The organism is Citrobacter sp. Cpo221 (assembly GCF_030332345.1).
GTDB classification, from domain to species: domain Bacteria; phylum Pseudomonadota; class Gammaproteobacteria; order Enterobacterales; family Enterobacteriaceae; genus Citrobacter; species Citrobacter portucalensis.
Genome location: NZ_JAOWIA010000063.1, coordinates 87,636 through 106,731 on the forward strand (window position 1 = coordinate 87,636; position 19,096 = coordinate 106,731).

The window sequence follows — 19,096 nt, forward strand, 5'->3', positions numbered from 1 at the left end:
AAGCAAAACAGCCGGAGCCGACGCCGCAGTGCTCGCCGACATGCTCGGACGCCTTGCAGAAGAAGCTCGATATTATGCTGGACGAGCTGACGAAAGCTACCGCGCTGGAATGACGTGTGAGCGGATTCATGACTCGGTGAGAGAGTCAAATAGCCAACAATGAGCTTCGCAATCAGCAGTCGCCAGATGAAAGAGAATAAGCATGTACTGGCTGTTGAGCATGAGTACATTATGCATCCACATTTGCTAGTTGGATGACAGCAATTGGTTAATAATTGAACGGAATGCGGTATGATAAACCACATTCATTAAAAGGTCAGCCATCATGTCATTCTTCGATTACGCAATGCAGCGTGTTGGGCTTGTAGCCAATATGACTGTCACGTGTCCGATATGTGGACATAAATCTACTCAGTCGACCACGAAAGTACGTCAGCAACAGGTATTACTTTGCCCAAAGTGTAAATCGCTTTTTATCATTCACAGGTAGTCGGTCGCGATACAAATAACCCTAGGCCTCGCAATAGCGGGGCTTTTTAACAACTGAGGTATGCGCATGACAGTAGTTCTTACGGCTACGCAGATTGAAGACCTGGCAGCCTTCGCGAAAGAAGATGGGCAGCCCCAATACACCATCACCACTGGCACGATCCCGGAATTTGAAGCGGATGATGGCGAGATTATCCCTGAATACACAGGGATGATCGCCTACTCAGAGTCACTTGAGCACGGTGTATTGCAACTCGACGATTAGTGGCATTCAGCAGGCATTCCCTGAGTGTCTGCGATAATGCTTTAACATCGCTACCTGTAGGTATAATGTTTCCTCTTCAATATGAGTGAAAGGAGATACTTGTGATCTATACCGGCATAATGACGTTTTATATAACCAGTGAAAATAATCAACGGCTTGTTCGCTATGATGTGATTAAGAAATCTGCCGATGACTATATTGTTAAAGTTTACGATGAGCAAACGAAGGGGATAGCTGAACCCAAAATACTTAATCAAGTTGATGAGTTTGAAGTGACGCAACAAAATTACCGAATCGAATATGACATCGGTGGACCTCAAAAGTCGGTTAATATTTATGTCCCACCAACATTTGAAGGCTATTTACGTCGCAAGCTTCAGGATCACAGGAATAAACTGGATTAATAGCTTCTACGTGGTCAACGAAACAATAGCCTCGCACATGCGGGGCTTTTTTATGCGCATCTCACGCGCACATCAAATACAGGAGAAGACATGTCCGAGCCGCGTATCTATAACAGTCGCTGGGACAAAGCCAGGCTCTCATTTCTGAAATCTAATCCTCTATGTGTCATGTGTCGTCGTCAGGGCAGGGCAATCCCTGCAATGGTGGTTGACCACATAAGGCCTCATAAGCTGAAGGAAGCACTGAAGGGTGGCAATCAGGAAGATATAGCGAAGGCACGGAAGCTCTTCTGGGATAAGGATAACTGGCAACCCCTCTGTAAACAGCACCACGACTCTACCAAACAACGTGAAGAGAAACGCGGTCACGTGATTGGATGTGATGAGAACGGGCTGCCACTCGACCCACAGTCGCACTGGAGAAGGTGAGATGACACGAGCGCGAAGGGGAGGGCGGGTAAAGAGTTCAGGAGACATCGCTTCCCTGACCGCTAGCCCCCCTTTTTGTGCACAACCGCGAAATGAAAAGTTTTTTTCCGGGAGGTTCCGATGGCAGGAAGGCGCCCGAAACCGTCCCACCTGAAGGTGGTAACTGGTAACCCGGGCAAACGTAAACTTAACGACAAAGAACCCACCCCGATCAGAGAAATTCCAAGCCCACCGGCACACCTCACAGACTGGGGGAAAGTCGCATGGGGAAAACTTACCGTACTGCTTGATGGTATGGGAGTCCTCACCGTCGCAGACGTGCTTGCGCTGGAACGCCTTTGCGATATTTACGCCGATATTCTGCAGTTGCGTCTGACGATCGCTGATGAGGGCAGAACTTATACCGTACAGACGGATGGTGGTTTTTTGATTAAGGCAAATCCTGCTGTAGCTATGCTGGCAGATGCAGACCGCCGCTTTAAAAGTTACCTGGTCGAATTCGGTCTTACCCCGGCCGCCAGAACGAAGGTGAAAGTTGATGGTGGAGAAAAAGAAGAAGACCCGCTCAACCAGTTCTTCGGTTGACCCGGCCACGCAGTATGCGCTGGATGTCACAACCGGTAAGATTCTTGCCGGGCCGGATATCCGTAACGCCTGCGCCCGTCATCTCCGCGATCTGGAAAATGGACCGGCGCGAGGACTTACCTGGGACATTGAATCCGCGCAACGGGGCATTGATTTTTTTGCAAAAGTTTTAAAGCTCAACGGCGGTGAGCATGAAGGTTTGCCCTTTATTCTATTGCCGTGGCAGTCCTTCATTGTTGGTTCTATTTTTGGCTGGAAGGCCAGTGATGGATACCGACGCTTCCGCATGGTCTATGTGGAGTCCGGGAAGGGTTCCGGTAAATCCCCTCTCGCTGGTGGCGTCGGATTATATTGTCTGGTCGCTGACAAAGAACCACGCGCTGAAGTGTATGCCGCCGCCACCAAAAAAGACCAGGCGATGATCCTGTTCCGGGATGCTGTGGCGATGGTGGATCAGTCTCCTGCTCTGTCTCAGCGAATTGATAAATCAGGTGGTACTGGAAAAGAATGGAATCTGGCGTTTGTTCAGACTGGTTCTTTTTTCCGGCCAATCAGTTCGGATGATGGTCAGTCAGGGCCACGCCCACATTGTGCCCTGATTGATGAAGTTCACGAACATAAAAGCAATCAGGTCGTTGAGATGATGCGCGCTGGCACGAAGGGGCGTCGGCAGGCGTTGATGTTCCTTATTACCAACAGCGGTCACGATAAAACCAGTGTTTGTTTTGAGTATCACGAGTACGGACGCAAAGTTGCCTCCGGTGATCTGGAAGATGACAGCTTCTTCAGCTTCATCTGCTCGCTGGATGAAGGAGACGACCCGTTTAAAGATGAATCCTGCTGGGGTAAGGCTAATCCGTCACTGGGATACACCTTCACCGAGAAATATTTGCGTGAGCAGGTGACGCAGGCGCGCGGGATGCCGTCAAAAGAGAGTATCGTCCGCCGCCTTAATTTCTGTCAGTGGGTGGAATCTGCTGATCCTTGGGTGGACAGCGAGACGTGGATGAAATGCGAGCAGGATTTCGACCCTGAAGAGCTGGTAGGTGAGGAGTGCTATGGCGGTCTGGACCTTTCCGGCTCCCGCGACCTTACCTCGCTGGCACTTTACTTTCCAAAATTCAAAAAATTGTTGGTCGAATTCTGGACGCCAAAAGACACACTGCTGGATCGCGCCAAAACTGACCATGTTCCCTATGACGCCTGGCTGCGTAACGGGTTTATTCATGCTCCACCGGGTAAGGCTGTTAACTACGGGTTTGTGGCTGACCGCATCGGAGAGTTAACGCAAAAGCACAATATCAGGTGCATTGCCTGCGACCAGTACCGTATTAAATATCTTGAAGTTGAACTGGCGAACCAGTCCGTTGATGTTGAACTAGTTCCGCACGGCCAGGGTTTTTACAAGGCTCAGGAGTCAGGGTTGTGGATGCCGCGATCAATTGAGTTGTTTGAAGAGCACCTTAACAGTGGCGAACTGATTATCCGTACTAATCCCTGTCTGCGCTGGAATGCGGCATCTGCAGTTCTGGAAGCCGATCAGAAAGACAACCGTATCTTTGCCAAGAAGAAGAGCACTGGCCGTATTGATGGCGTGGTGGCTGGCGCTATGGCTATTGGCGCAGCGGAGGATGCGGTTCTTGTAGAGACTGGCGACCCTGATGATTTTTTTGATGATCCGATCATGGTAGGTATCTGATGAAGGAAAAAAAACGGCCTGGCCGCATCAAAACCGCGATTGTTAACTGGCTTGGCGAAACAATTGGACTGAATGACGCAGCCTTTTGGCAGGAGTGGTATGGCACCAGTAGCAGCGGAAAAGTCGTTACAGCAGAAAAAGCGCTGGCACTGGCTTCTGTCTGGGCCTGTGTACGTCTGCTGAGTGAATCAGTTTCAACCCTGCCGATGAAGGTATACGAACGGGCGGCTGATGGTTCCCGCAAACTGGCGCTTAATCATCCTGCTTATCAGGTGCTGTGTCGCCGTCCCAACAGTGAAATGACGCCGTCGCGCTTTATGCTGATGGTGGTTGCCAGTATCTGCCTTCGGGGTAATGCCTACGTTGAAAAAAAGTTGATTGGTACCAAACTGGTTTCACTGGTGCCGTTGCTGCCTCAGTGCATGAAGGTGGAGCGGCTGGACAGTGGCGAACTGCGTTATACATACACAGAGAAGGGCATAGCGCGCATCATCCCGGTTAAAAACATGATGCACATCCGGGGCTTTGGCCTTGATGGTGTCTGCGGGATGATGCCAATGCGTACCGGGCGTGACGTGTTTGGTGCGGCGATGGCGGTTGAAGAGTCCGCAGCGAAAATTTTCGAAAACGGTATTCAGACATCCGGATTTTTCCTGTCAAAGAATCTTCTGACCAAAGAGCAGCGCCAGAAAAACCGTGAAAACCTTAACCGCTTCGTCGGCTCTAAAAACGCCGGAAAAGTGATGGTGCTGGAGGGGGATATGTCCTATCAGGGCATAACTCTGAATCCTGAAGATGCGCAGATGCTGGAATCACGCTCATTCAGCATCGAGGAAATCTGCCGCTGGTTCCGGGTACCTCCCTTTATGGTAGGACACACGACGAAGCAGAGCAGTTGGGCATCGAGCGTTGAAGGGATGAACCTCCTGTTCCTGACTAATACACTGCGCCCAATGCTGGTCAATATTGAGCAGGAGATTTCACGCTGTCTTCTTAACGGAGATGAGGATTTATTTGCGGAGTTCTCAGTAGAAGGCCTGCTCCGTGCCGACAGCGCAGGGCGTGCGGCGTACTACACTACCGCACTGCAAAACGGATGGATGTCGCGTAATGACGTGCGACGCCTTGAAAACCTTCCACCGATTGACGGTGGGGATATTTACACCGTTCAACTGAATCTCACCCCGCTTGAAGACTTGCGTAAAAACAGTACAGCCGAAAAAGCTAGACTGCTTCGTGAAGTCCATAATGCGGTTTTCCCTGATATTCCTTTCGAACAATCTCCACTGAAACAGGCCGCTTAGGAGCAATTTCCTGATGAGCAAAAAACAACTTCCGGTAGCACCGGCGGGTCGCCCCTGTGCGCGCGTTACCTGTGAAACCTTACCGTCTGCACTGGACCGCTGGGACGGCGGGATTAAAGCTGCGTCCACCGACGATAACAGCATTTCTGTTTTTGATGTTATCGGACAGGACTACTGGGGCGAAGGGGTGACAGCCAAACGTATTGCCGGTGCACTTCGGGCGATGAATGGTGCCGACGTTACGGTGAATATCAACTCACCGGGCGGTGATATGTTCGAAGGCCTGGCGATTTATAACCTTCTCCGCGAATACGAAGGCCGTGTAACGGTCAAGGTTCTGGGTATTGCTGCCAGTGCCGCATCGATCATTGCGATGGCTGGCGATGATATTCAGATCGGTCGTGGTGCCTTCCTGATGATCCACAACTGCTGGGTATACGCTATGGGAAACCGCCATGACTTTGCTGAACTGGCACAGTCACTGAAGCCATTCGATACCGCGATGGCTGATATCTACGCGGCACGCTCCGGCCTTGATATGACAGCTGTGCAGAAGTTGATGGATGCTGAAAGCTATATCGGTGGAAGCGACGCCGTGGCGAAAGGGCTGGCTGACAGCCTGCTTTCTGCTGATGCAGTCAGCGATGGCGATGAATCACCCGCCGCCGCACTGCGCAAACTCGATGCGCTACTGGCTAAAACCAATACTCCCCGTTCTGAGCGTAGAAAACTCATTAAAGCCTTATCCGGTGGCATGCCTGGCGCTGTCACCCACAACGACGGTACGCCGGGCGCTGCCGAAGATATCAAACCTGAAACCATCAATTCACTTGAAAGCGCTCTGGCGGCGTTAGTCAAATAAGGACCCTTTATGTCTGAAGTAAACGATATTCTGAAAAAAGTCACTGCCAGCATTGAAGAGGCAACCAGTAAGTTCAACGCGAAAGCAGAAGACGCACTCAAAGAAGCGCAAAAATCAGGCCAGCTTTCAGAAGAAACGAAAGCGGCTGTCGACAAAATGGCGTCTGAATTTAACGCCCTTCGTGAAGCTGAAAAAACACTAAAAGCAACCGTTGGTGACCTTGAACAACATGTCGCGCAGATGCCACTGGCAAATGCAAAACAGGTTGTCGAGACTGTTGGCCATCAGGTTATCTCTGCTGAAGCGCTGAAAACTTTTGCTGCCAGTGTTGAAGGCAACAAGCGCCTGAGCATTCCTGTTAGTGCCGCTCTGTTGTCAGTGAATGTCCCTGGTCAGATTGTTGCGCCGGACCGTCTTCCTGGCATTGAAACACAGCCGAAGCAGCGCCTTTTTATTCGTGATTTAATCGCGCCTGGGCGTACTGAGTCCAATACCATTTACTGGGTTCAGCAGACCGGATTTACCAATAATGCTAAAGCGGTGGCAGAAAATACCACCAAGCCGTACAGCGATATCGCATTTGCTGAAAAAATTACGCCGGTTCGTACTATCGCTCATCTGTTCAAAGCGGCTAAACAGATCCTTGACGATATGCCACAGCTTCAATCAACTATTGATGCCGAGCTTCGCTATGGACTGAAGTATGTCGAAGAACAGGAAATTCTCTTTGGTGATGGTACTGGCGCCCACCTGGAGGGGATTGTCCCTCAGGCATCTGCATTTGCTGCGGCGTTTGCTGTTGCTAATCAAAATGGTATTGACGATCTGCGTCTGGCAATGTTGCAGGCGCAACTGGCTCGCTTCCCGGTATCTGGTCATGTTCTGCATTTCACCGACTGGGCGAAAATTGAACTCAGCAAAGACACGCTGGGCCGTTACATTCTTGCAAATCCGTCAGCACTGACCGGGCCTACCCTGTGGGGCCTGCCGGTTGTGGCGACTGAAGCAGCAGCATTCCTCGGAAAATTCCTGACCGGTGCATTCAATGCCGGTGCACAAATCTTCGATCGTGAAGATGCCAATGTGGTTATTTCCACCGAAAACGCCGATGACTTCGAGAAAAACATGATTTCGATCCGCTGTGAAGAACGTCTGGCGCTGGCGGTAAAACGCCCGGAGGCGTTTATCTATGGCTCCTTTACAGCACCTGCTCCTGGCGGCGTGTAATTCACAACAGCGGCCTTCTGGCCGCTTTCACCCTGAGGAAACCGAAATGAAAATGCGATCCCTTAAACCGGTTTATTTCAACGGTACTGTACAGACTGAAGGTAGCGAGTTTGAAACGCTGGAGCAGCATGGCCGGGAGCTGATCAGAAAAGGTTATGCGGAATGTGTGAGCGAGGATACTCCTGCAGAGCAGGCAGAGCAGGCAGAGCAGGCAGAGCAGGCAGAGCAGGCAGAGCAGGCAGAGCAGGCAGAGCAGGCAGAGCAGGCAGAGCAGGCCAAAAAACGAACGGATAAATAATAAGGGGGCAGGATGTTACTTACGCTTCCAGAAATAAAAGAACAGTGCCGTCTTGAGGTGGATTTTACGGACGAGGATATGCTACTGACCCTGCTTGGTGAAGCTGCGGAAGCAAAGGCTACAACCTATCTGAATCGTAATCTTTACCCAACAAAAGACGTAATTCCTGACACTGATGATGACGGCATAACCCTTACCAATGATATCAAGCTGGGGATGCTGATGCTAATCAGTCACTGGTATGAAAATAGAAGTTCAGTATCAGAACTGGAAATGTCAGAGACTCCTCAGGCTTTTGAATTTCTGTTATACCCACGGCGGTTACCAGTATCGGGTTTTTAGTATGAAGAGACGGTCAACTAATACCAGCGCCCTCTATACCATGCCTGATCCCGGGGAACTTGATCAGCGAGTGGTTCTCAGGGAAAGAGTGGATGTTCCTGCTGATGATTTCGGTACCGAGCCTGAATACCCGGTTTCATTCAACGCATGGGCAAAGGTGCTGCAAACCAGTGCCACCACATACCAGGAAACGGCGCAGACGGATAACGCTATCACACATTACATCACCATTCGCTGGCGTCGTGGGATTACCACTGATTTTGAGGTGGCTAATGGTGACGAGGTGTACCGCGTGAAACGTGTTCGCGATCTAAACAGTAAACGGCGATTTCTGCTTCTTGAGTGCACCGAACTGGGGTCATTTACAGAAAATAGCGGAGGTATTTCCAGTGGCGGGACCCTTTTTTCACGTTGATTTTCAGCAGCCGAACGAAATGCGCTTTAACCGCTCGCGTGTCCGGCGGGCATTTATCACTATTGGTCAGCGTCATATGCGCGATGCACGCCGTCTGGTCATGCGGCGCGGTCGCTCTGAGCCCGGGGAAAACCCCGGATATCAGACGGGGCGGCTGGCAAAATCCATTGGTTATATGGTGCCAAAGGCCAGTAAGAAGCGTCCTGGCTTTATGACTAAAATTGCACCAAACCAGCGGAACGGACACGGAAACCGGCTGATTAAGGGCGATTTCTATCCGGCTTTCCTGTTTTTCGGTGTACGCGGTGGCGCAAAACGTCGGCGCAGTCATCACCGTGGCGCTTCTGGTGGTAGCGGCTGGCGGCTGGCTCCGCGTAATAATTTTATGGTTGAGACACTCAACAAAAACAACCCGTGGACGCGTTACTTCCTGGCGCGTGAACTGCGGCTATCACTCAAACCGGAGAGGCGACGCTGATGAAACTGGCCCCGATTATTGCAGCACTTCGGGCGCGTTGCCCGGAGTTCCAGAATCGTGTAGCAGGTGCTGCGCAGTTTAAGGACTTGCCGGAAGTCGGAAAGATGAAACTGCCGGCGGCATATGTTGTTCCCGGAGATGATTCTCCAGGGGAACAGAAGAGCCAGACGGACTACTGGCAGGATTTAACCGAAGGGTTTTCAGTCATTGTGTTTGCCAGCAATGGCCGGGATGAGCGCGGTCAGTTTGCCTCATATGATGTTGTTCACGATGTGCGACAGTCACTGTTCAAGGCGCTCCTGGGCTGGAATCCTGAAGAGTGCGGAAACCCTATCACCTATGCAGGTGGTACGTTGCTTGATGTGAACCGGCATGAACTGAGCTACCAGTTCGATTTTACTGTTGAGAATGAACTGACTGAGGATGACACCCGTCAGCAGGATGAACTGAGCAGTCTGGATGATTTTAAAACGCTGGCGATTGATGTTGATTTTATCGATCCGGGACATGGCCCCGACGGGAAGCCCGAGCATCACACAGAGATAACTCTCCCCTCCTGAGGAAAACCATGTTTGTAAAACCCCAAAAAGGGCGGTCAGTACATGACCCTGCCCGAGGCGACCTTTTGCCTGTTGAAGGGCGAAATGTTGAAGAAAGCAGCTACTGGCTGCGTCGGGAAGCCGCTGGCGATATCAGGCGCGTGAACAAAGTTAAACAAAAAAAGGTGGAAACCAATGACCGTTAGTTTCAGCACTATCCCGGCAAATACGCTGGTGCCACTGTTTTATGCTGAGATGGATAATTCGGCGGCGAATACAAGTCAGGAGTCAGCGCCATCATTGCTGCTTGGCCATGCGAATACAGGTGCGTCAATTCAGCCTGATTCACTGGTGCTGATGCCGTCCGCTGATTACGCAAAGCAGATTTGTGGTCCCGGTAGTCAGCTTGCTCGCATGGTTGCTGCGTATCGCAAAACCGATCCTTTTGGTGAGCTTTACATTATTGCAGTTCCAGAGCCAGCGGCAGGAGTGGCGGCCACGTATACCCTGACCGTAACTGGCGCAGCAACCGAGAGCGGCACGGTGAATGTTTATGTCGGGCGTACTCGCATTCAGGCTGCAGTTGTAAGCGGTGATGATGTTGAGGCTGTAGCATCGAGCATTAAAGATGCAATCAATGCTGATCCGACATTGCCGGTTATCGCTTCGTCTGCTGCTGGCGTGGTCACTCTGACAGCGCGTCACAAAGGTCTGAGCGGGAATGAAATCCCCGTGGTTCTGAATTATTACGGTTACGGTGGCGGGGAAGTTTTGCCCGCAGGCGTAGCTGTAGCCGTTGCCGCTGGTACTGCCGGAACTGGTGCCCCGGTACTCAACGGTGCTATTGCTGCCATGGCCGATGAGCCGTTTGATTATATTGGTCATCCGTTCAGCGATTTGGCCTCGGTTAATGCATTTGTCAGCGAAATGAATGATACCAGCGGTCGCTGGAGCTACGCGCGCCAGCTTTATGGCCACGTTTATACTGCAAAACTCGGAACGCTTTCTGAGCTGGTTGCCGCAGGTGATCAGCTTAACCAACAGCACATCACCCTGGCCGGGTACGAGAAAGAAACTCAGACCCCGGCAGATGAACTGGCAGCCAGTCGCACCGCACGTAATGCGGTCTTTATCCGTAACGATCCGGCGCGACCAACCCAGACAGGTGAACTCGTGGATATGCTACCGGCACCAAAAGGGAAGCGCTTCACGATGACCGAACAGCAGTCTCTGCTGTCGCATGGGATTGCAACGTCATACGTAGAAAGCGGTACGCTTCGCATTCAGCGCGACGTTACAACGTACAAGAAAAACGCCTACGGTGTTGCAGACAACAGCTATCTCGATAGTGAAACACTTCATACCAGCGCATATGTGCTGCGTAAGTTGAAATCTGTCATTACCAGCAAATACGGCCGCCATAAACTGGCGAACGACGGTGCCCGCTTCGGTCCTGGTCAGGCGATTGTTACCCCGGCGGTTATCAAAGGGGAACTGCTGGCGACTTACCGACAGATGGAGCGCGCCGGGATCGTAGAAAATTACGACCTGTTCAAGCAATACCTGAAGGTTGAGCGCGACGCGACCGACCCAAACCGTATCAACACCCTGTTCCCGCCTGACTATGTTAACCAGCTGCGAGTGTTTGCTGTCGTTAACCAGTTCCGCCTTCAGTATCAAGAGGAGTCCGCATAATGCCGCGCATTGCAGGTACTTGTTATTTCAAAATTGATGGTCAGCAATTATCCATGACCGGCGGTATTGAGGTGCCGATGAACACTAAGGTCAATGATGATGTTATTGGCCTTGATGGCTCGGTGGATCGTAAAGAAACGCACCGCGCGCCGTATATCAAAGGCACCTTCAAAGTGCCGAAAAATTTTCCGGTTAGCAAAGTAACGACTTCAGACCAGATGACCATTACCGCCGAACTGGCAAACGGTCAGGTTTATGTCTTGTCGTCTGCCTGGTTACACGGTGAGGCAAACCACAACGCCGAAGAAGGTACGGCGGATCTTGAATTCCACGGTGAAGAAGGGGATTACCAGTAATGAAAGAACTCAAACTCAGCAAACCGGTTAAAGCTCATGGTGAAGATCTCCATGTACTGGAGTTACGGGAACCCACATATGACGAAATAGAGGGCGTGGGATTTCCGTTTACAGTATCTGCGGATGGTGGTGTTAGACTGGACAGCGCTGTTTCGCTGAAATACATCCCTTTACTTGCCGGGATCCCCCGTTCTTCTGCAGCGCAGATGGCTAAGCTTGATATTTTTAAAGCCTGCATGTTGATCCTGAATTTTTTTACCCGATCGGGGACGGAGCAAACCTCCGACAACGCTTCTACAACACCGCTTACTTCTGGCGAATAAACCCTCTTGATCTCCGGCGGACGGCGATTTCTGAGTTCCTGACGCTGGAGTCAGAGGCTGTTCGCATCAACGAGGAAATAAAACATGGCTGATGACTTTCAACTAAAAGCGATTATTACCGCCGTTGACCGGTTGTCTGGGCCAATGAAGGGAATGCAGAAAAAGTTAAAGGGATTTCAGAAGGAAATGGCCGGACTGTCAGTGGGCGCTACCGCTGCCGGGGCGGCCATTCTCGGTGCGCTGGCTATGCCTGTTACTGCGGCGATGGGTTTTGAGTCGAAGATGGCTGACATCCGCAAGGTTGTTGACGGTCTGGACGACAGGAACGCATTTGCCGCAATGAGCGATGATATCCTGACGCTCTCCACTCAGTTACCGATGGCAGCGGAAGGGATTGCAGAGATCGTCGCGGCAGGTGGTCAGGCGGGCATCGCGCGAAGCGATCTAATGCAGTTTGCCAGCGACGCGGTAAAAATGGGCGTGGCGTTTGACACCACCGCTGAAGAGTCTGGTCAGATGATGGCGCAGTGGCGAACGGCGTTTAAACTGACCCAGGATGATGTGGTTGTTCTGGCTGATAAAATTAACTATCTGGGGAATACCGGGCCAGCAAATGCCGGAAAAATATCAGAGATTGTGACCCGAATTGGACCTCTTGGTGAGATTGCGGGAGTTGCTTCGGGGGAAATTGCAGCATTAGGTGCAACGATTGCCGGTATGGGTGTGGAGCCAGAAATTGCTGCAACGGGCATCAAAAACTTCATGAAAGCCTTAACTTCAGGCGGCGCGGCAACCAAAGCGCAGAGGACGGTTCTTGCTGCGCTGAAGATTGACCCGAAAAAGCTGGCTGCAGATATGCAGAAAGATTCGAAAGGCACGATGCTGAAGGTGCTTGACGGGATATCAAAAATCCCGAAAGAAAAGCAGGCTGCGGCAATGAATATGTTGTTTGGCAGTGAGTCTGCTGGTGCGATAGCACCGCTTCTCACCAATATGGACCTGCTGCGTATCAACTTTGAGCGAGTGGCAGACGCCCAGCAGTACGGTGGCTCGATGCAAAAGGAATATGCTTCTCGTGCGGCTACCACTGAAAACCAGTTAACCCTACTGAGAAACAGTGTTAACGCCATTTCTGTCACGCTGGGGGATACCTTTCTTCCGGTTATCAACGAGGCCGCCGAAGCTGTGATGCCGTGGCTGGAGCATGTCCGCGAACTGGTAAGAGAAAACCCAGAGATGGTGAAGTCAGTCGCGAAATTCGGTGCGGCACTCATTGTGGCTGGCGGGGCCGTTGGCGTTCTTTCTCGTGCCTTCCGGATACTGAATAGCGTTATCAATCTTTCGCCCGCAAAACTGGCAATTGCGGCACTGGCAGGAGGCGCTCTGCTCATTATCGAGAACTGGGATGATGCCGCACCGGTGATCAAATCTGTCTGGCTGGAGGTGGATAATGTCGCACAGGTAATGGGAGGGTGGGAAACTGTACTGGGTGGTATTGGGATGTACATGACTGGTGCATTTGCAGTGAAAACCATCGGTTCGCTGCGTACAGCCTTTGCTCTCGCCAGTCAGCTATCGGGTGTTCTTGGGAAAATCGCCATGCTGGGAGCCACGACAGTTCAGATAGGGGTTGCCATTTATATGTTTGAGCAACTCAAGGAAATCGCCGATGCGGCAAAAGAGGCCGATCATACCGACTCATTCTGGGATTCCCTGAAGAATCGCTGGAATTCAGGCGGCTGGTATAACAACAAGCAGCAAAGGGAAATGTTTGCCGGTCAGACGACCAGGGATAACTATCAACCCGCGGTTCCACTGCTGAGGCCCGGTGCCGTTATGGAGCGGGCGCAATCCCCACAGACGCAGCGTAGCGAACTTAACGTGTCTTTCGATAATGCGCCTCCAGGAATGCGCGTTGCGACACCTGCCGGAAGTGCGATACCGTGGCTTTCTTATGATGTGGGATACAGTCGCTTTAGCAGAGATAGTTAACCCATCTGTCATGTTCAGTGTAACCCGCCAGAGTGGGTTTTCCACACCCTAACGGGTATGCTATTTTTTATGCAATCAGAGCGATGATCAGGATGCCGCTGGGGAGAACATGGATTCAACGCACGACGAAGAAAAACGCACAGAATTTGAAAAATTCATCATTGAAAGGTTTGGCGATGCAGTTGATCTCCGCCGGGCGACAAATGGCGATAACGGATATATATCATGGGAGGCAGCGGTTGCCTGGATTGTCTGGCAGGAACGCTCGTTGCATCATGAAATAACTTCTGCCGTGGACTGAGCGGGACGTGAGTTAGGTATAAGCATCGTTTCCGGTTTTGGCTACCATACAGGCGATATGTGAATTCCCATATCGATAATTTAACCCGCTTCGGCGGGTTTTTTAATGCCCGGAGTTTATATGGCGTGGAAAGACAGACTTCAGGATGCGTCATTCCGTGGCGTACCATTTAAGTTCGAAGGTGAAGGGGCGGCGGTTGGCCGTCGAGTTGAAACACACGAATACCCCAACCGCGATAAACCCTACACCGAAGATCTCGGTAAGGTCACCTTCCGGCCAAATATCACCGCCTATGTCGTCGGCGACGATTGTTTCGAACAGCGTGACAGACTAATTGAAGCACTGAATAAACCAGGACCTGGCACTCTGGTACATCCAACATATGGTGAGCTTAACGTCTGTGTTGATGGTGAGATCCGTGTTGGCACGACCAGTAGTGAAGGGCGGATGGTGCGCTTTGATCTGCAGTTCGTCGAAGCGGGTGAACTTGAATATCCAACGGCTGGCGCAGCAACAGCTAACACGCTGGTATCTTCCTGTTCAGCACTTGATGATTGTATCAGCGACAACTTTGAACAGTTCGGCATGGATGGTTTGCCTGACTTCGCTCAGGGAGATGTGCTTGAGCGTGCCACTGGCATCCTGGACTTTGTTTCTGATTCTATGGCGATGGTCGACAGCTATGTCGCAGACGCAGCGAGACTTATGCAGGGTGATATTTCTGTTCTTCTTCCTCCTCCGTCATCAGGAAAAGGATATGTCGAAGCTATTCAGAAAGTGTGGCGTGCGGCGAACAGACTATCCGGAAATGCTTCTGACGTTATGAAAATGATTAAGTGGTTCGCCGGTATTTCGTTGGGATCAGATATGGCCCCGCGAGGTATATGGAAAACAGACAGCAAAAGCACACAGAGCAGCAAGGAACAGGGGAATTATGTTGCCAGTGCAGTACGCACAACCGCCATAAGCGAAGCGGTTTACGCTGTTACAACACTGCCAACACCTGCAATAACGACAAAGGAACAAACTCAGCAGTCTTCTGGATGGCCTGCTGTGACACACCCTGCGCTGAATAACGCACCGGATGAGACGGCGGTGGTTGATGTGCCGACATGGGATGACCTCGTTGATATCCTCGACACGCTGAATACCGCTATCGATAAAGAACTATCCCGCACTACCGATGACCGTTTGTTTCTGGCTTTGCGCCGGGTGAAGTCGGACCTTAACAACGACATAAAACACCGCCTTGTGCAGACCCAAAAGACAGTTATCAGAACGCCTGATGAGGTAACTCCGGCACTGGTTCTGGCAGCAACCTGGTTCGATAACGCTTCACGGGAGTCTGACATTGTCAGGCGTAATGCTGTGGTTCACCCTGGCTTTGTGCCGGTAGCTCCGCTGAGGGTGCCTGTACGATGAACGATAACGTAACTCTCCGTGTTAACGGTCGTGAGTGGGGGGGCTGGACGTCAATTCGTATTGGTTGCGGGATTGAGCGTTTGGCTCGCGATTTTAGTGTAGAGATTACCCGCCAGTGGCCCGGTGGTGATGGTGTTGCGTCACTTCAGCCCAGGGTTAAAAACGGCGACAAAGTCGAGGTTCTAATCGGTGATGACCTGGTGGTTACCGGTTGGGTTGAAGCAACGCCGGTTCGCTATGATTCACGATCAATTAGTGTCGGAATTAGCGGGCGCAGCCTGACTGCCGATCTGATTGATTGTGCTGCTGAGCCAACCCAGTTCAATGGGCAATCACTCATTCAGGTGACCGCTGCGCTTGCCAGACCTTTCGGTATAGCGGTTGTAAACGCTGGCGCACCGGGGGGCGCTATTCCCGGAGTACAACCCGATCACGGTGAAACGGTTATCGAAGTCCTGAACAAGATGCTTGGGCAACAGCAGGCGCTGGCCTACGACGATCCGCGCGGAAGGCTTGTTATCGGCGGCATTGGTAGCACGCGCGCTCATACAGCTCTGGTGCTGGGTAAAAACGTTATTTCCTGCGATACAGAGAAAAGCATCCGTGAACGTTTTTCAACCTACCAGGTATCGGGGCAGCGTGCCGGAAATGATGATGATTTTGGTGCTGCTACCACAACGGATCTTCGTGCAAAAACAACAGATGCCTCAATTGGCCGTTACCGCCCTATGGCAGTACAACAAACGGGGCAGTCCACTGGCGCCAGTTGCATTGCGCGCGCTGAATTCGAGGCGCGGCAACGCGCTGCACGTACCGATGAAACCACGTATACGGTGTGGGGCTGGCGACAGGGGGATGGTTCTCTGTGGCAGCCAAACCAGCGGGTTATTGTTTTCGATCCGGTCTGCGGCTTCAACAACCGCGAACTCCTCATCTCTGAAGTCTCATTCACTAAAGACCATAACGGCACCCTGACAGAGTTACGCGTCGGGCCGCCGGATGCCTATCTTCCTGAGCCCGAAGAGAGCAGTCAGAAGCGAGCTAAAAAACGCAAAGTCAAAGAGGACCCGTTCTGATGGGAGCAATGCAAAGCCTTCAGAGGCAGGTTCTGGGACTCATTGGGCGCGCTGTTGTGAAGAGCATCAACGCGGCTTCTAAGTGCCAGATGATAGATGTTGAGTTACTGGCTGGGCAGCAAAAGGCCGGCATTGAGCACCTTGAACCCTATGGTTTCACTTCTCGTGCAAAAGCGGGTGCTGAGGCTGTTGTTCTGTTTCCTGACGGCGACCGTTCTCACGCCGTTGCGATCACTGTGTCTGATCGTCGCTATCGCATGAAGGGGCTCAAAACGGGGGAGGTTGCTCTCTACGATGACCAGGGGCAGTCAGTCACGCTGACACGCGCCGGGATTGTTGTTGATGGTGGTGGCAAGGTGATTACGTTCAAAAACGCGACTAAAGCCCGCTTTGAAATGCCCATCGAATCGACAGGACAGATAACGGATCTCTGTGACTCAACAGGCCAGACGATGGCCGCGATGCGTGTTGCCTACAACGGGCACAAGCATAAAGAGAACGGCAACACCACTGATGTGCCTGATACGAAAATGGAGGCGTGATGGAACTCTGGCTTACGGTAAACGGAAAACAGGTTAGCGCCAGTTCTCAGCTTGACCCACTGACGCGCGCAGTGGTGATTTCGCTCTTCACTCACCGGCGCGCAGATCCTGACGACAATGCTGATGTACCTATGGGGTGGTGGGGAGATACCTGGCCGATGGTGGCTAACGATCGGTATGGGTCAAAGCTATGGCTTTTACAACGGAGCAAGCTCACCAACGCGCTGGTGAACACGGTACGAACGTATATCCGGGAATCCCTTCAGTGGATGCTCGATGACGGTGTTGTTTCCAGGGTAGATATCGATGTACAGCGAACCGGTATCAATGAACTGGGAAACAGCATTGTTCTGTGGCGCCGGGATGGTCCGGTAACAATTTCTTTTAACGATTTCTGGAGCGTGATTGCAAATGGCGGACAGTGAATTTCAGCGGCCAACGCTGGCCGAAAACATCAGCATGATCCGCACCGACCTTTTTGCACGACTTGACATCAATGATGAGCTTCGCCGCATGGATGAAGATGTCAGGGCCAAGGTTTATGCGGGGGCGCTGCATACGGTTTATGGCTATATAGATTATCTGGCGATGAATATGCTGCCTGACCTGTGCGATGAGTCATGGCTTTATCGGCATGCGGCGATGAAACGCTGTCCGAGAAAAGATGCCGTGGCCGCATCAGGTTTTATGCGATGGGATGGTGTAACGAACGGGCTGAAGGTGAGTGCCGGATCGGTCATCCAGCGTGACGACCTTGTCCAGTACATCGTTCAGGCAGATGTAACGAGTGCCGGTGGTGTGCTTCGTGTGCCCATTACCTGCAGCGTGACAGGCACGACCGGAAATATGGATGATGGTGAGGCACTCTCACTGGTTACGCCGGTTAACGGACTTCCTTCTGGTGGCATGGCCGATACGATCGCTGGCGGTTTTGATACTGAAGACCTTGAGGCCTGGCGTGCCCGTGTTATGGAGCGCTACTACTGGACCCCGCAAGGTGGCGCTGACGGAGATTATGTTGTCTGGGCAAAAGAAGTACCCGGCGTAACGCGTGCGTGGACTTACCGTCACTGGATGGGGACGGGAACAGTTGGCGTTTTGATTGCCAGTAGCGACCTGATTAACCCGATTCTTGATGATGCAACAGTGGCTGCAGCTCATGCACATATTGAACCGTTGGCACCCGTAGCGGGTTCAGACCTCTATGTATTTAAGGGAACGCCAAAAACAGTCAACTACACCATTGACCTGACCCCGGATACTCCTGAAATACGTGCCGCAGTTGAGGCCGAGCTTCGTTCATTCCTGCTGCGTGACGGCTATCCGGAAGGGACACTTGAGCTGTCCCGTACAAACGAGGCTATTTCTATAGCTGCCGGTGAGCACAGCCATAAGCTACTTTCACCAACAGTTGATACGCCAGTTGCAAAAAATGAACTGGCTGTACTGGGGGTAATAACGTGGGCGTGAGTAATGATGATTATGTCCAGTTACTGAGAGCCTTGCTTCCACCTGGGCCTGCGTGGTCAGTTGACGATGTTGCGATAAGTGGCGTAGCTCCTTCTTTACTCAGGGTGCATCAGCGTAGTGATGAACTTATGCTGGAGCTTGATCCGCGCACCACAACAGAACTTATTGACCGATGGGAGCGGTGCTGCGGTCTGCCTGATGAATGCATACCATCAGGCACACAGACGTTACGGCAGCGACAGCAACGGCTGGACGCAAAAGTTAATCTTACCGGAGGAATCAACGAAGATTTCTATCTTCGTCAATTGGCCGCTCTGGGGAAACCCGGCGCCACTATCACGCGCTATAACAAGGGACCTTTCAAATGTACGTCGTCGTGTATGGATGCGACCTATTCAACTGAATGGCGTTATTACTGGCAGGTAAATATGCCTGCTTCAACGGATGCCAACTGGATGACCTGCACAGACAATTGTGAAACACCGATTCGTTACTGGGGTGATACGGTAGCTGAATGCGTGATCAATAAACTCTGCCCGTCCCATACCTACGTAATCTTCAAATATCCGTAACCGGAGACATT

Annotated in this window: 27 protein-coding genes and 1 pseudogene; all 28 read left to right on the forward strand. The window is 51.7% G+C overall.

All coding sequences use genetic code 11. The annotated features are described in order from the left end of the window. Positions 1 to 47: pseudogene (locus tag OGY72_RS25000) on the forward strand (hypothetical protein); the annotation flags it as partial. Beyond that, positions 41 to 163: a DUF2514 family protein gene (locus tag OGY72_RS23815; RefSeq protein ID WP_502873604.1), complete on the forward strand. Its 123-nt coding sequence runs from the start codon at positions 41 to 43 to the stop codon at positions 161 to 163. The pseudogene OGY72_RS25000 and the gene OGY72_RS23815, both read left to right, overlap by 7 nt. 162 nt (positions 164 to 325) lie before the next feature. Continuing rightward, positions 326 to 490 (forward strand): YnfU family zinc-binding protein, encoded by a 165-nt coding sequence (locus OGY72_RS23820; protein ID WP_215532526.1) that lies wholly within the window; start codon positions 326 to 328, stop codon positions 488 to 490. Between the two features lie 66 nt (positions 491 to 556). Continuing rightward, a complete protein-coding gene (locus OGY72_RS23825; RefSeq protein ID WP_048221277.1) occupies positions 557 to 754 on the forward strand; it encodes a hypothetical protein in 198 nt (65 codons plus the stop codon). Between the two features lie 101 nt (positions 755 to 855). Further along, positions 856 to 1,158, forward strand: coding sequence for a hypothetical protein (locus OGY72_RS23830; protein ID WP_286549954.1), 303 nt, complete (start codon positions 856 to 858; stop codon positions 1,156 to 1,158). A gap of 90 nt (positions 1,159 to 1,248) precedes the next feature. Beyond that, complete coding sequence (locus tag OGY72_RS23835) at positions 1,249 to 1,587, forward strand: HNH endonuclease signature motif containing protein (RefSeq protein ID WP_286453228.1); 339 nt, start codon at positions 1,249 to 1,251, stop codon at positions 1,585 to 1,587. Positions 1,588 to 1,707: 120 nt separating this feature from the next. Next, positions 1,708 to 2,172, forward strand: a complete 465-nt coding sequence (locus OGY72_RS23840) for a phage terminase small subunit P27 family (RefSeq protein ID WP_000919033.1) — start codon at positions 1,708 to 1,710, stop codon at positions 2,170 to 2,172. Next, complete coding sequence (locus tag OGY72_RS23845; protein ID WP_286549957.1) at positions 2,126 to 3,871, forward strand: terminase large subunit; 1,746 nt, start codon at positions 2,126 to 2,128, stop codon at positions 3,869 to 3,871. The genes OGY72_RS23840 and OGY72_RS23845 overlap by 47 nt, the downstream gene beginning before the upstream one ends. Further along, positions 3,871 to 5,175, forward strand: coding sequence for a phage portal protein (locus tag OGY72_RS23850; protein ID WP_286549960.1), 1,305 nt, complete (start codon positions 3,871 to 3,873; stop codon positions 5,173 to 5,175). The genes OGY72_RS23845 and OGY72_RS23850 overlap by 1 nt, the downstream gene beginning before the upstream one ends. Before the next feature lie 13 nt (positions 5,176 to 5,188). Further along, entirely contained in the window at positions 5,189 to 6,037 is an 849-nt protein-coding gene (locus OGY72_RS23855) for a head maturation protease, ClpP-related (protein WP_286549961.1), read from the forward strand. Positions 6,038 to 6,046: 9 nt separating this feature from the next. Then, complete coding sequence (locus tag OGY72_RS23860; protein WP_286549964.1) at positions 6,047 to 7,264, forward strand: phage major capsid protein; 1,218 nt, start codon at positions 6,047 to 6,049, stop codon at positions 7,262 to 7,264. A gap of 46 nt (positions 7,265 to 7,310) precedes the next feature. Beyond that, entirely contained in the window at positions 7,311 to 7,562 is a 252-nt protein-coding gene (locus tag OGY72_RS23865; protein ID WP_286549967.1) for a DUF7210 family protein, read from the forward strand. A 12-nt stretch (positions 7,563 to 7,574) separates the two neighbouring features. After that, positions 7,575 to 7,904 carry a head-tail connector protein gene (locus tag OGY72_RS23870; RefSeq protein WP_165712289.1) on the forward strand — a complete coding sequence of 110 codons (330 nt, stop codon included), beginning with the start codon at positions 7,575 to 7,577 and terminating at the stop codon, positions 7,902 to 7,904. Between the two features lies 1 nt (position 7,905). Continuing rightward, on the forward strand, positions 7,906 to 8,319 hold the full coding sequence (locus OGY72_RS23875) for a phage head closure protein (protein ID WP_286549970.1): 414 nt from the start codon (positions 7,906 to 7,908) through the stop codon (positions 8,317 to 8,319). Next, entirely contained in the window at positions 8,294 to 8,797 is a 504-nt protein-coding gene (locus OGY72_RS23880) for a hypothetical protein (protein ID WP_286549973.1), read from the forward strand. The genes OGY72_RS23875 and OGY72_RS23880 overlap by 26 nt, the downstream gene beginning before the upstream one ends. After that, a complete protein-coding gene (locus tag OGY72_RS23885; RefSeq protein WP_049015467.1) occupies positions 8,797 to 9,357 on the forward strand; it encodes a phage tail terminator protein in 561 nt (186 codons plus the stop codon). Before OGY72_RS23880 ends, OGY72_RS23885 begins: the two co-directional genes overlap by 1 nt. 8 nt (positions 9,358 to 9,365) lie before the next feature. Continuing rightward, positions 9,366 to 9,542, forward strand: a complete 177-nt coding sequence (locus OGY72_RS23890) for a DUF2635 domain-containing protein (protein ID WP_000497746.1) — start codon at positions 9,366 to 9,368, stop codon at positions 9,540 to 9,542. Then, the gene (locus tag OGY72_RS23895) at positions 9,532 to 11,031 is read left to right on the forward strand and encodes a phage tail sheath subtilisin-like domain-containing protein (protein WP_286549976.1); all 1,500 of its coding nucleotides are present in this window, start codon (positions 9,532 to 9,534) and stop codon (positions 11,029 to 11,031) included. Before OGY72_RS23890 ends, OGY72_RS23895 begins: the two co-directional genes overlap by 11 nt. After that, positions 11,031 to 11,387: a phage tail tube protein gene (locus OGY72_RS23900; protein ID WP_286549979.1), complete on the forward strand. Its 357-nt coding sequence runs from the start codon at positions 11,031 to 11,033 to the stop codon at positions 11,385 to 11,387. Before OGY72_RS23895 ends, OGY72_RS23900 begins: the two co-directional genes overlap by 1 nt. After that, positions 11,387 to 11,710, forward strand: coding sequence for a phage tail assembly protein (locus OGY72_RS23905; RefSeq protein ID WP_086550240.1), 324 nt, complete (start codon positions 11,387 to 11,389; stop codon positions 11,708 to 11,710). Before OGY72_RS23900 ends, OGY72_RS23905 begins: the two co-directional genes overlap by 1 nt. Positions 11,711 to 11,794: 84 nt before the next feature. After that, positions 11,795 to 13,702, forward strand: a complete 1,908-nt coding sequence (locus tag OGY72_RS23910; RefSeq protein WP_286549982.1) for a phage tail tape measure protein — start codon at positions 11,795 to 11,797, stop codon at positions 13,700 to 13,702. Positions 13,703 to 13,811: 109 nt separating this feature from the next. Then, positions 13,812 to 14,003: a hypothetical protein gene (locus tag OGY72_RS23915; protein WP_086550238.1), complete on the forward strand. Its 192-nt coding sequence runs from the start codon at positions 13,812 to 13,814 to the stop codon at positions 14,001 to 14,003. A gap of 120 nt (positions 14,004 to 14,123) precedes the next feature. Then, positions 14,124 to 15,425: a DNA circularization protein gene (locus OGY72_RS23920; protein ID WP_286549986.1), complete on the forward strand. Its 1,302-nt coding sequence runs from the start codon at positions 14,124 to 14,126 to the stop codon at positions 15,423 to 15,425. After that, entirely contained in the window at positions 15,422 to 16,501 is a 1,080-nt protein-coding gene (locus OGY72_RS23925; RefSeq protein ID WP_286549989.1) for a phage baseplate assembly protein, read from the forward strand. Before OGY72_RS23920 ends, OGY72_RS23925 begins: the two co-directional genes overlap by 4 nt. Further along, positions 16,501 to 17,043, forward strand: coding sequence for a phage baseplate assembly protein V (locus OGY72_RS23930; RefSeq protein WP_286549993.1), 543 nt, complete (start codon positions 16,501 to 16,503; stop codon positions 17,041 to 17,043). Before OGY72_RS23925 ends, OGY72_RS23930 begins: the two co-directional genes overlap by 1 nt. After that, complete coding sequence (locus tag OGY72_RS23935) at positions 17,043 to 17,468, forward strand: phage GP46 family protein (protein WP_286549996.1); 426 nt, start codon at positions 17,043 to 17,045, stop codon at positions 17,466 to 17,468. The genes OGY72_RS23930 and OGY72_RS23935 overlap by 1 nt, the downstream gene beginning before the upstream one ends. Beyond that, on the forward strand, positions 17,455 to 18,513 hold the full coding sequence (locus tag OGY72_RS23940; protein ID WP_286549999.1) for a baseplate J/gp47 family protein: 1,059 nt from the start codon (positions 17,455 to 17,457) through the stop codon (positions 18,511 to 18,513). Before OGY72_RS23935 ends, OGY72_RS23940 begins: the two co-directional genes overlap by 14 nt. Continuing rightward, complete coding sequence (locus OGY72_RS23945) at positions 18,504 to 19,085, forward strand: YmfQ family protein (RefSeq protein WP_286550002.1); 582 nt, start codon at positions 18,504 to 18,506, stop codon at positions 19,083 to 19,085. The genes OGY72_RS23940 and OGY72_RS23945 overlap by 10 nt, the downstream gene beginning before the upstream one ends. Positions 19,086 to 19,096: the final 11 nt, after the last annotated feature.

What these genes read in the sequence shown, in the direction of transcription:
- OGY72_RS23815 (WP_502873604.1), top strand. Translation starts at nt 41, where the DNA reads ATGCTCGGACGCCTTGCAGAAGAAGCTCGATATTATGCTGGACGAGCT.
- OGY72_RS23820 (WP_215532526.1), top strand. Translation starts at nt 326, where the DNA reads ATGTCATTCTTCGATTACGCAATGCAGCGTGTTGGGCTTGTAGCCAAT.
- OGY72_RS23825 (WP_048221277.1), top strand. Translation starts at nt 557, where the DNA reads ATGACAGTAGTTCTTACGGCTACGCAGATTGAAGACCTGGCAGCCTTC.
- OGY72_RS23835 (WP_286453228.1), top strand. Translation starts at nt 1,249, where the DNA reads ATGTCCGAGCCGCGTATCTATAACAGTCGCTGGGACAAAGCCAGGCTC.
- OGY72_RS23840 (WP_000919033.1), top strand. Translation starts at nt 1,708, where the DNA reads ATGGCAGGAAGGCGCCCGAAACCGTCCCACCTGAAGGTGGTAACTGGT.
- OGY72_RS23845 (WP_286549957.1), top strand. Translation starts at nt 2,126, where the DNA reads ATGGTGGAGAAAAAGAAGAAGACCCGCTCAACCAGTTCTTCGGTTGAC.
- OGY72_RS23850 (WP_286549960.1), top strand. Translation starts at nt 3,871, where the DNA reads ATGAAGGAAAAAAAACGGCCTGGCCGCATCAAAACCGCGATTGTTAAC.
- OGY72_RS23855 (WP_286549961.1), top strand. Translation starts at nt 5,189, where the DNA reads ATGAGCAAAAAACAACTTCCGGTAGCACCGGCGGGTCGCCCCTGTGCG.
- OGY72_RS23860 (WP_286549964.1), top strand. Translation starts at nt 6,047, where the DNA reads ATGTCTGAAGTAAACGATATTCTGAAAAAAGTCACTGCCAGCATTGAA.
- OGY72_RS23865 (WP_286549967.1), top strand. Translation starts at nt 7,311, where the DNA reads ATGAAAATGCGATCCCTTAAACCGGTTTATTTCAACGGTACTGTACAG.
- OGY72_RS23870 (WP_165712289.1), top strand. Translation starts at nt 7,575, where the DNA reads ATGTTACTTACGCTTCCAGAAATAAAAGAACAGTGCCGTCTTGAGGTG.
- OGY72_RS23875 (WP_286549970.1), top strand. Translation starts at nt 7,906, where the DNA reads ATGAAGAGACGGTCAACTAATACCAGCGCCCTCTATACCATGCCTGAT.
- OGY72_RS23885 (WP_049015467.1), top strand. Translation starts at nt 8,797, where the DNA reads ATGAAACTGGCCCCGATTATTGCAGCACTTCGGGCGCGTTGCCCGGAG.
- OGY72_RS23890 (WP_000497746.1), top strand. Translation starts at nt 9,366, where the DNA reads ATGTTTGTAAAACCCCAAAAAGGGCGGTCAGTACATGACCCTGCCCGA.
- OGY72_RS23895 (WP_286549976.1), top strand. Translation starts at nt 9,532, where the DNA reads ATGACCGTTAGTTTCAGCACTATCCCGGCAAATACGCTGGTGCCACTG.
- OGY72_RS23900 (WP_286549979.1), top strand. Translation starts at nt 11,031, where the DNA reads ATGCCGCGCATTGCAGGTACTTGTTATTTCAAAATTGATGGTCAGCAA.
- OGY72_RS23905 (WP_086550240.1), top strand. Translation starts at nt 11,387, where the DNA reads ATGAAAGAACTCAAACTCAGCAAACCGGTTAAAGCTCATGGTGAAGAT.
- OGY72_RS23910 (WP_286549982.1), top strand. Translation starts at nt 11,795, where the DNA reads ATGGCTGATGACTTTCAACTAAAAGCGATTATTACCGCCGTTGACCGG.
- OGY72_RS23915 (WP_086550238.1), top strand. Translation starts at nt 13,812, where the DNA reads ATGGATTCAACGCACGACGAAGAAAAACGCACAGAATTTGAAAAATTC.
- OGY72_RS23920 (WP_286549986.1), top strand. Translation starts at nt 14,124, where the DNA reads ATGGCGTGGAAAGACAGACTTCAGGATGCGTCATTCCGTGGCGTACCA.
- OGY72_RS23925 (WP_286549989.1), top strand. Translation starts at nt 15,422, where the DNA reads ATGAACGATAACGTAACTCTCCGTGTTAACGGTCGTGAGTGGGGGGGC.
- OGY72_RS23930 (WP_286549993.1), top strand. Translation starts at nt 16,501, where the DNA reads ATGGGAGCAATGCAAAGCCTTCAGAGGCAGGTTCTGGGACTCATTGGG.
- OGY72_RS23935 (WP_286549996.1), top strand. Translation starts at nt 17,043, where the DNA reads ATGGAACTCTGGCTTACGGTAAACGGAAAACAGGTTAGCGCCAGTTCT.
- OGY72_RS23940 (WP_286549999.1), top strand. Translation starts at nt 17,455, where the DNA reads ATGGCGGACAGTGAATTTCAGCGGCCAACGCTGGCCGAAAACATCAGC.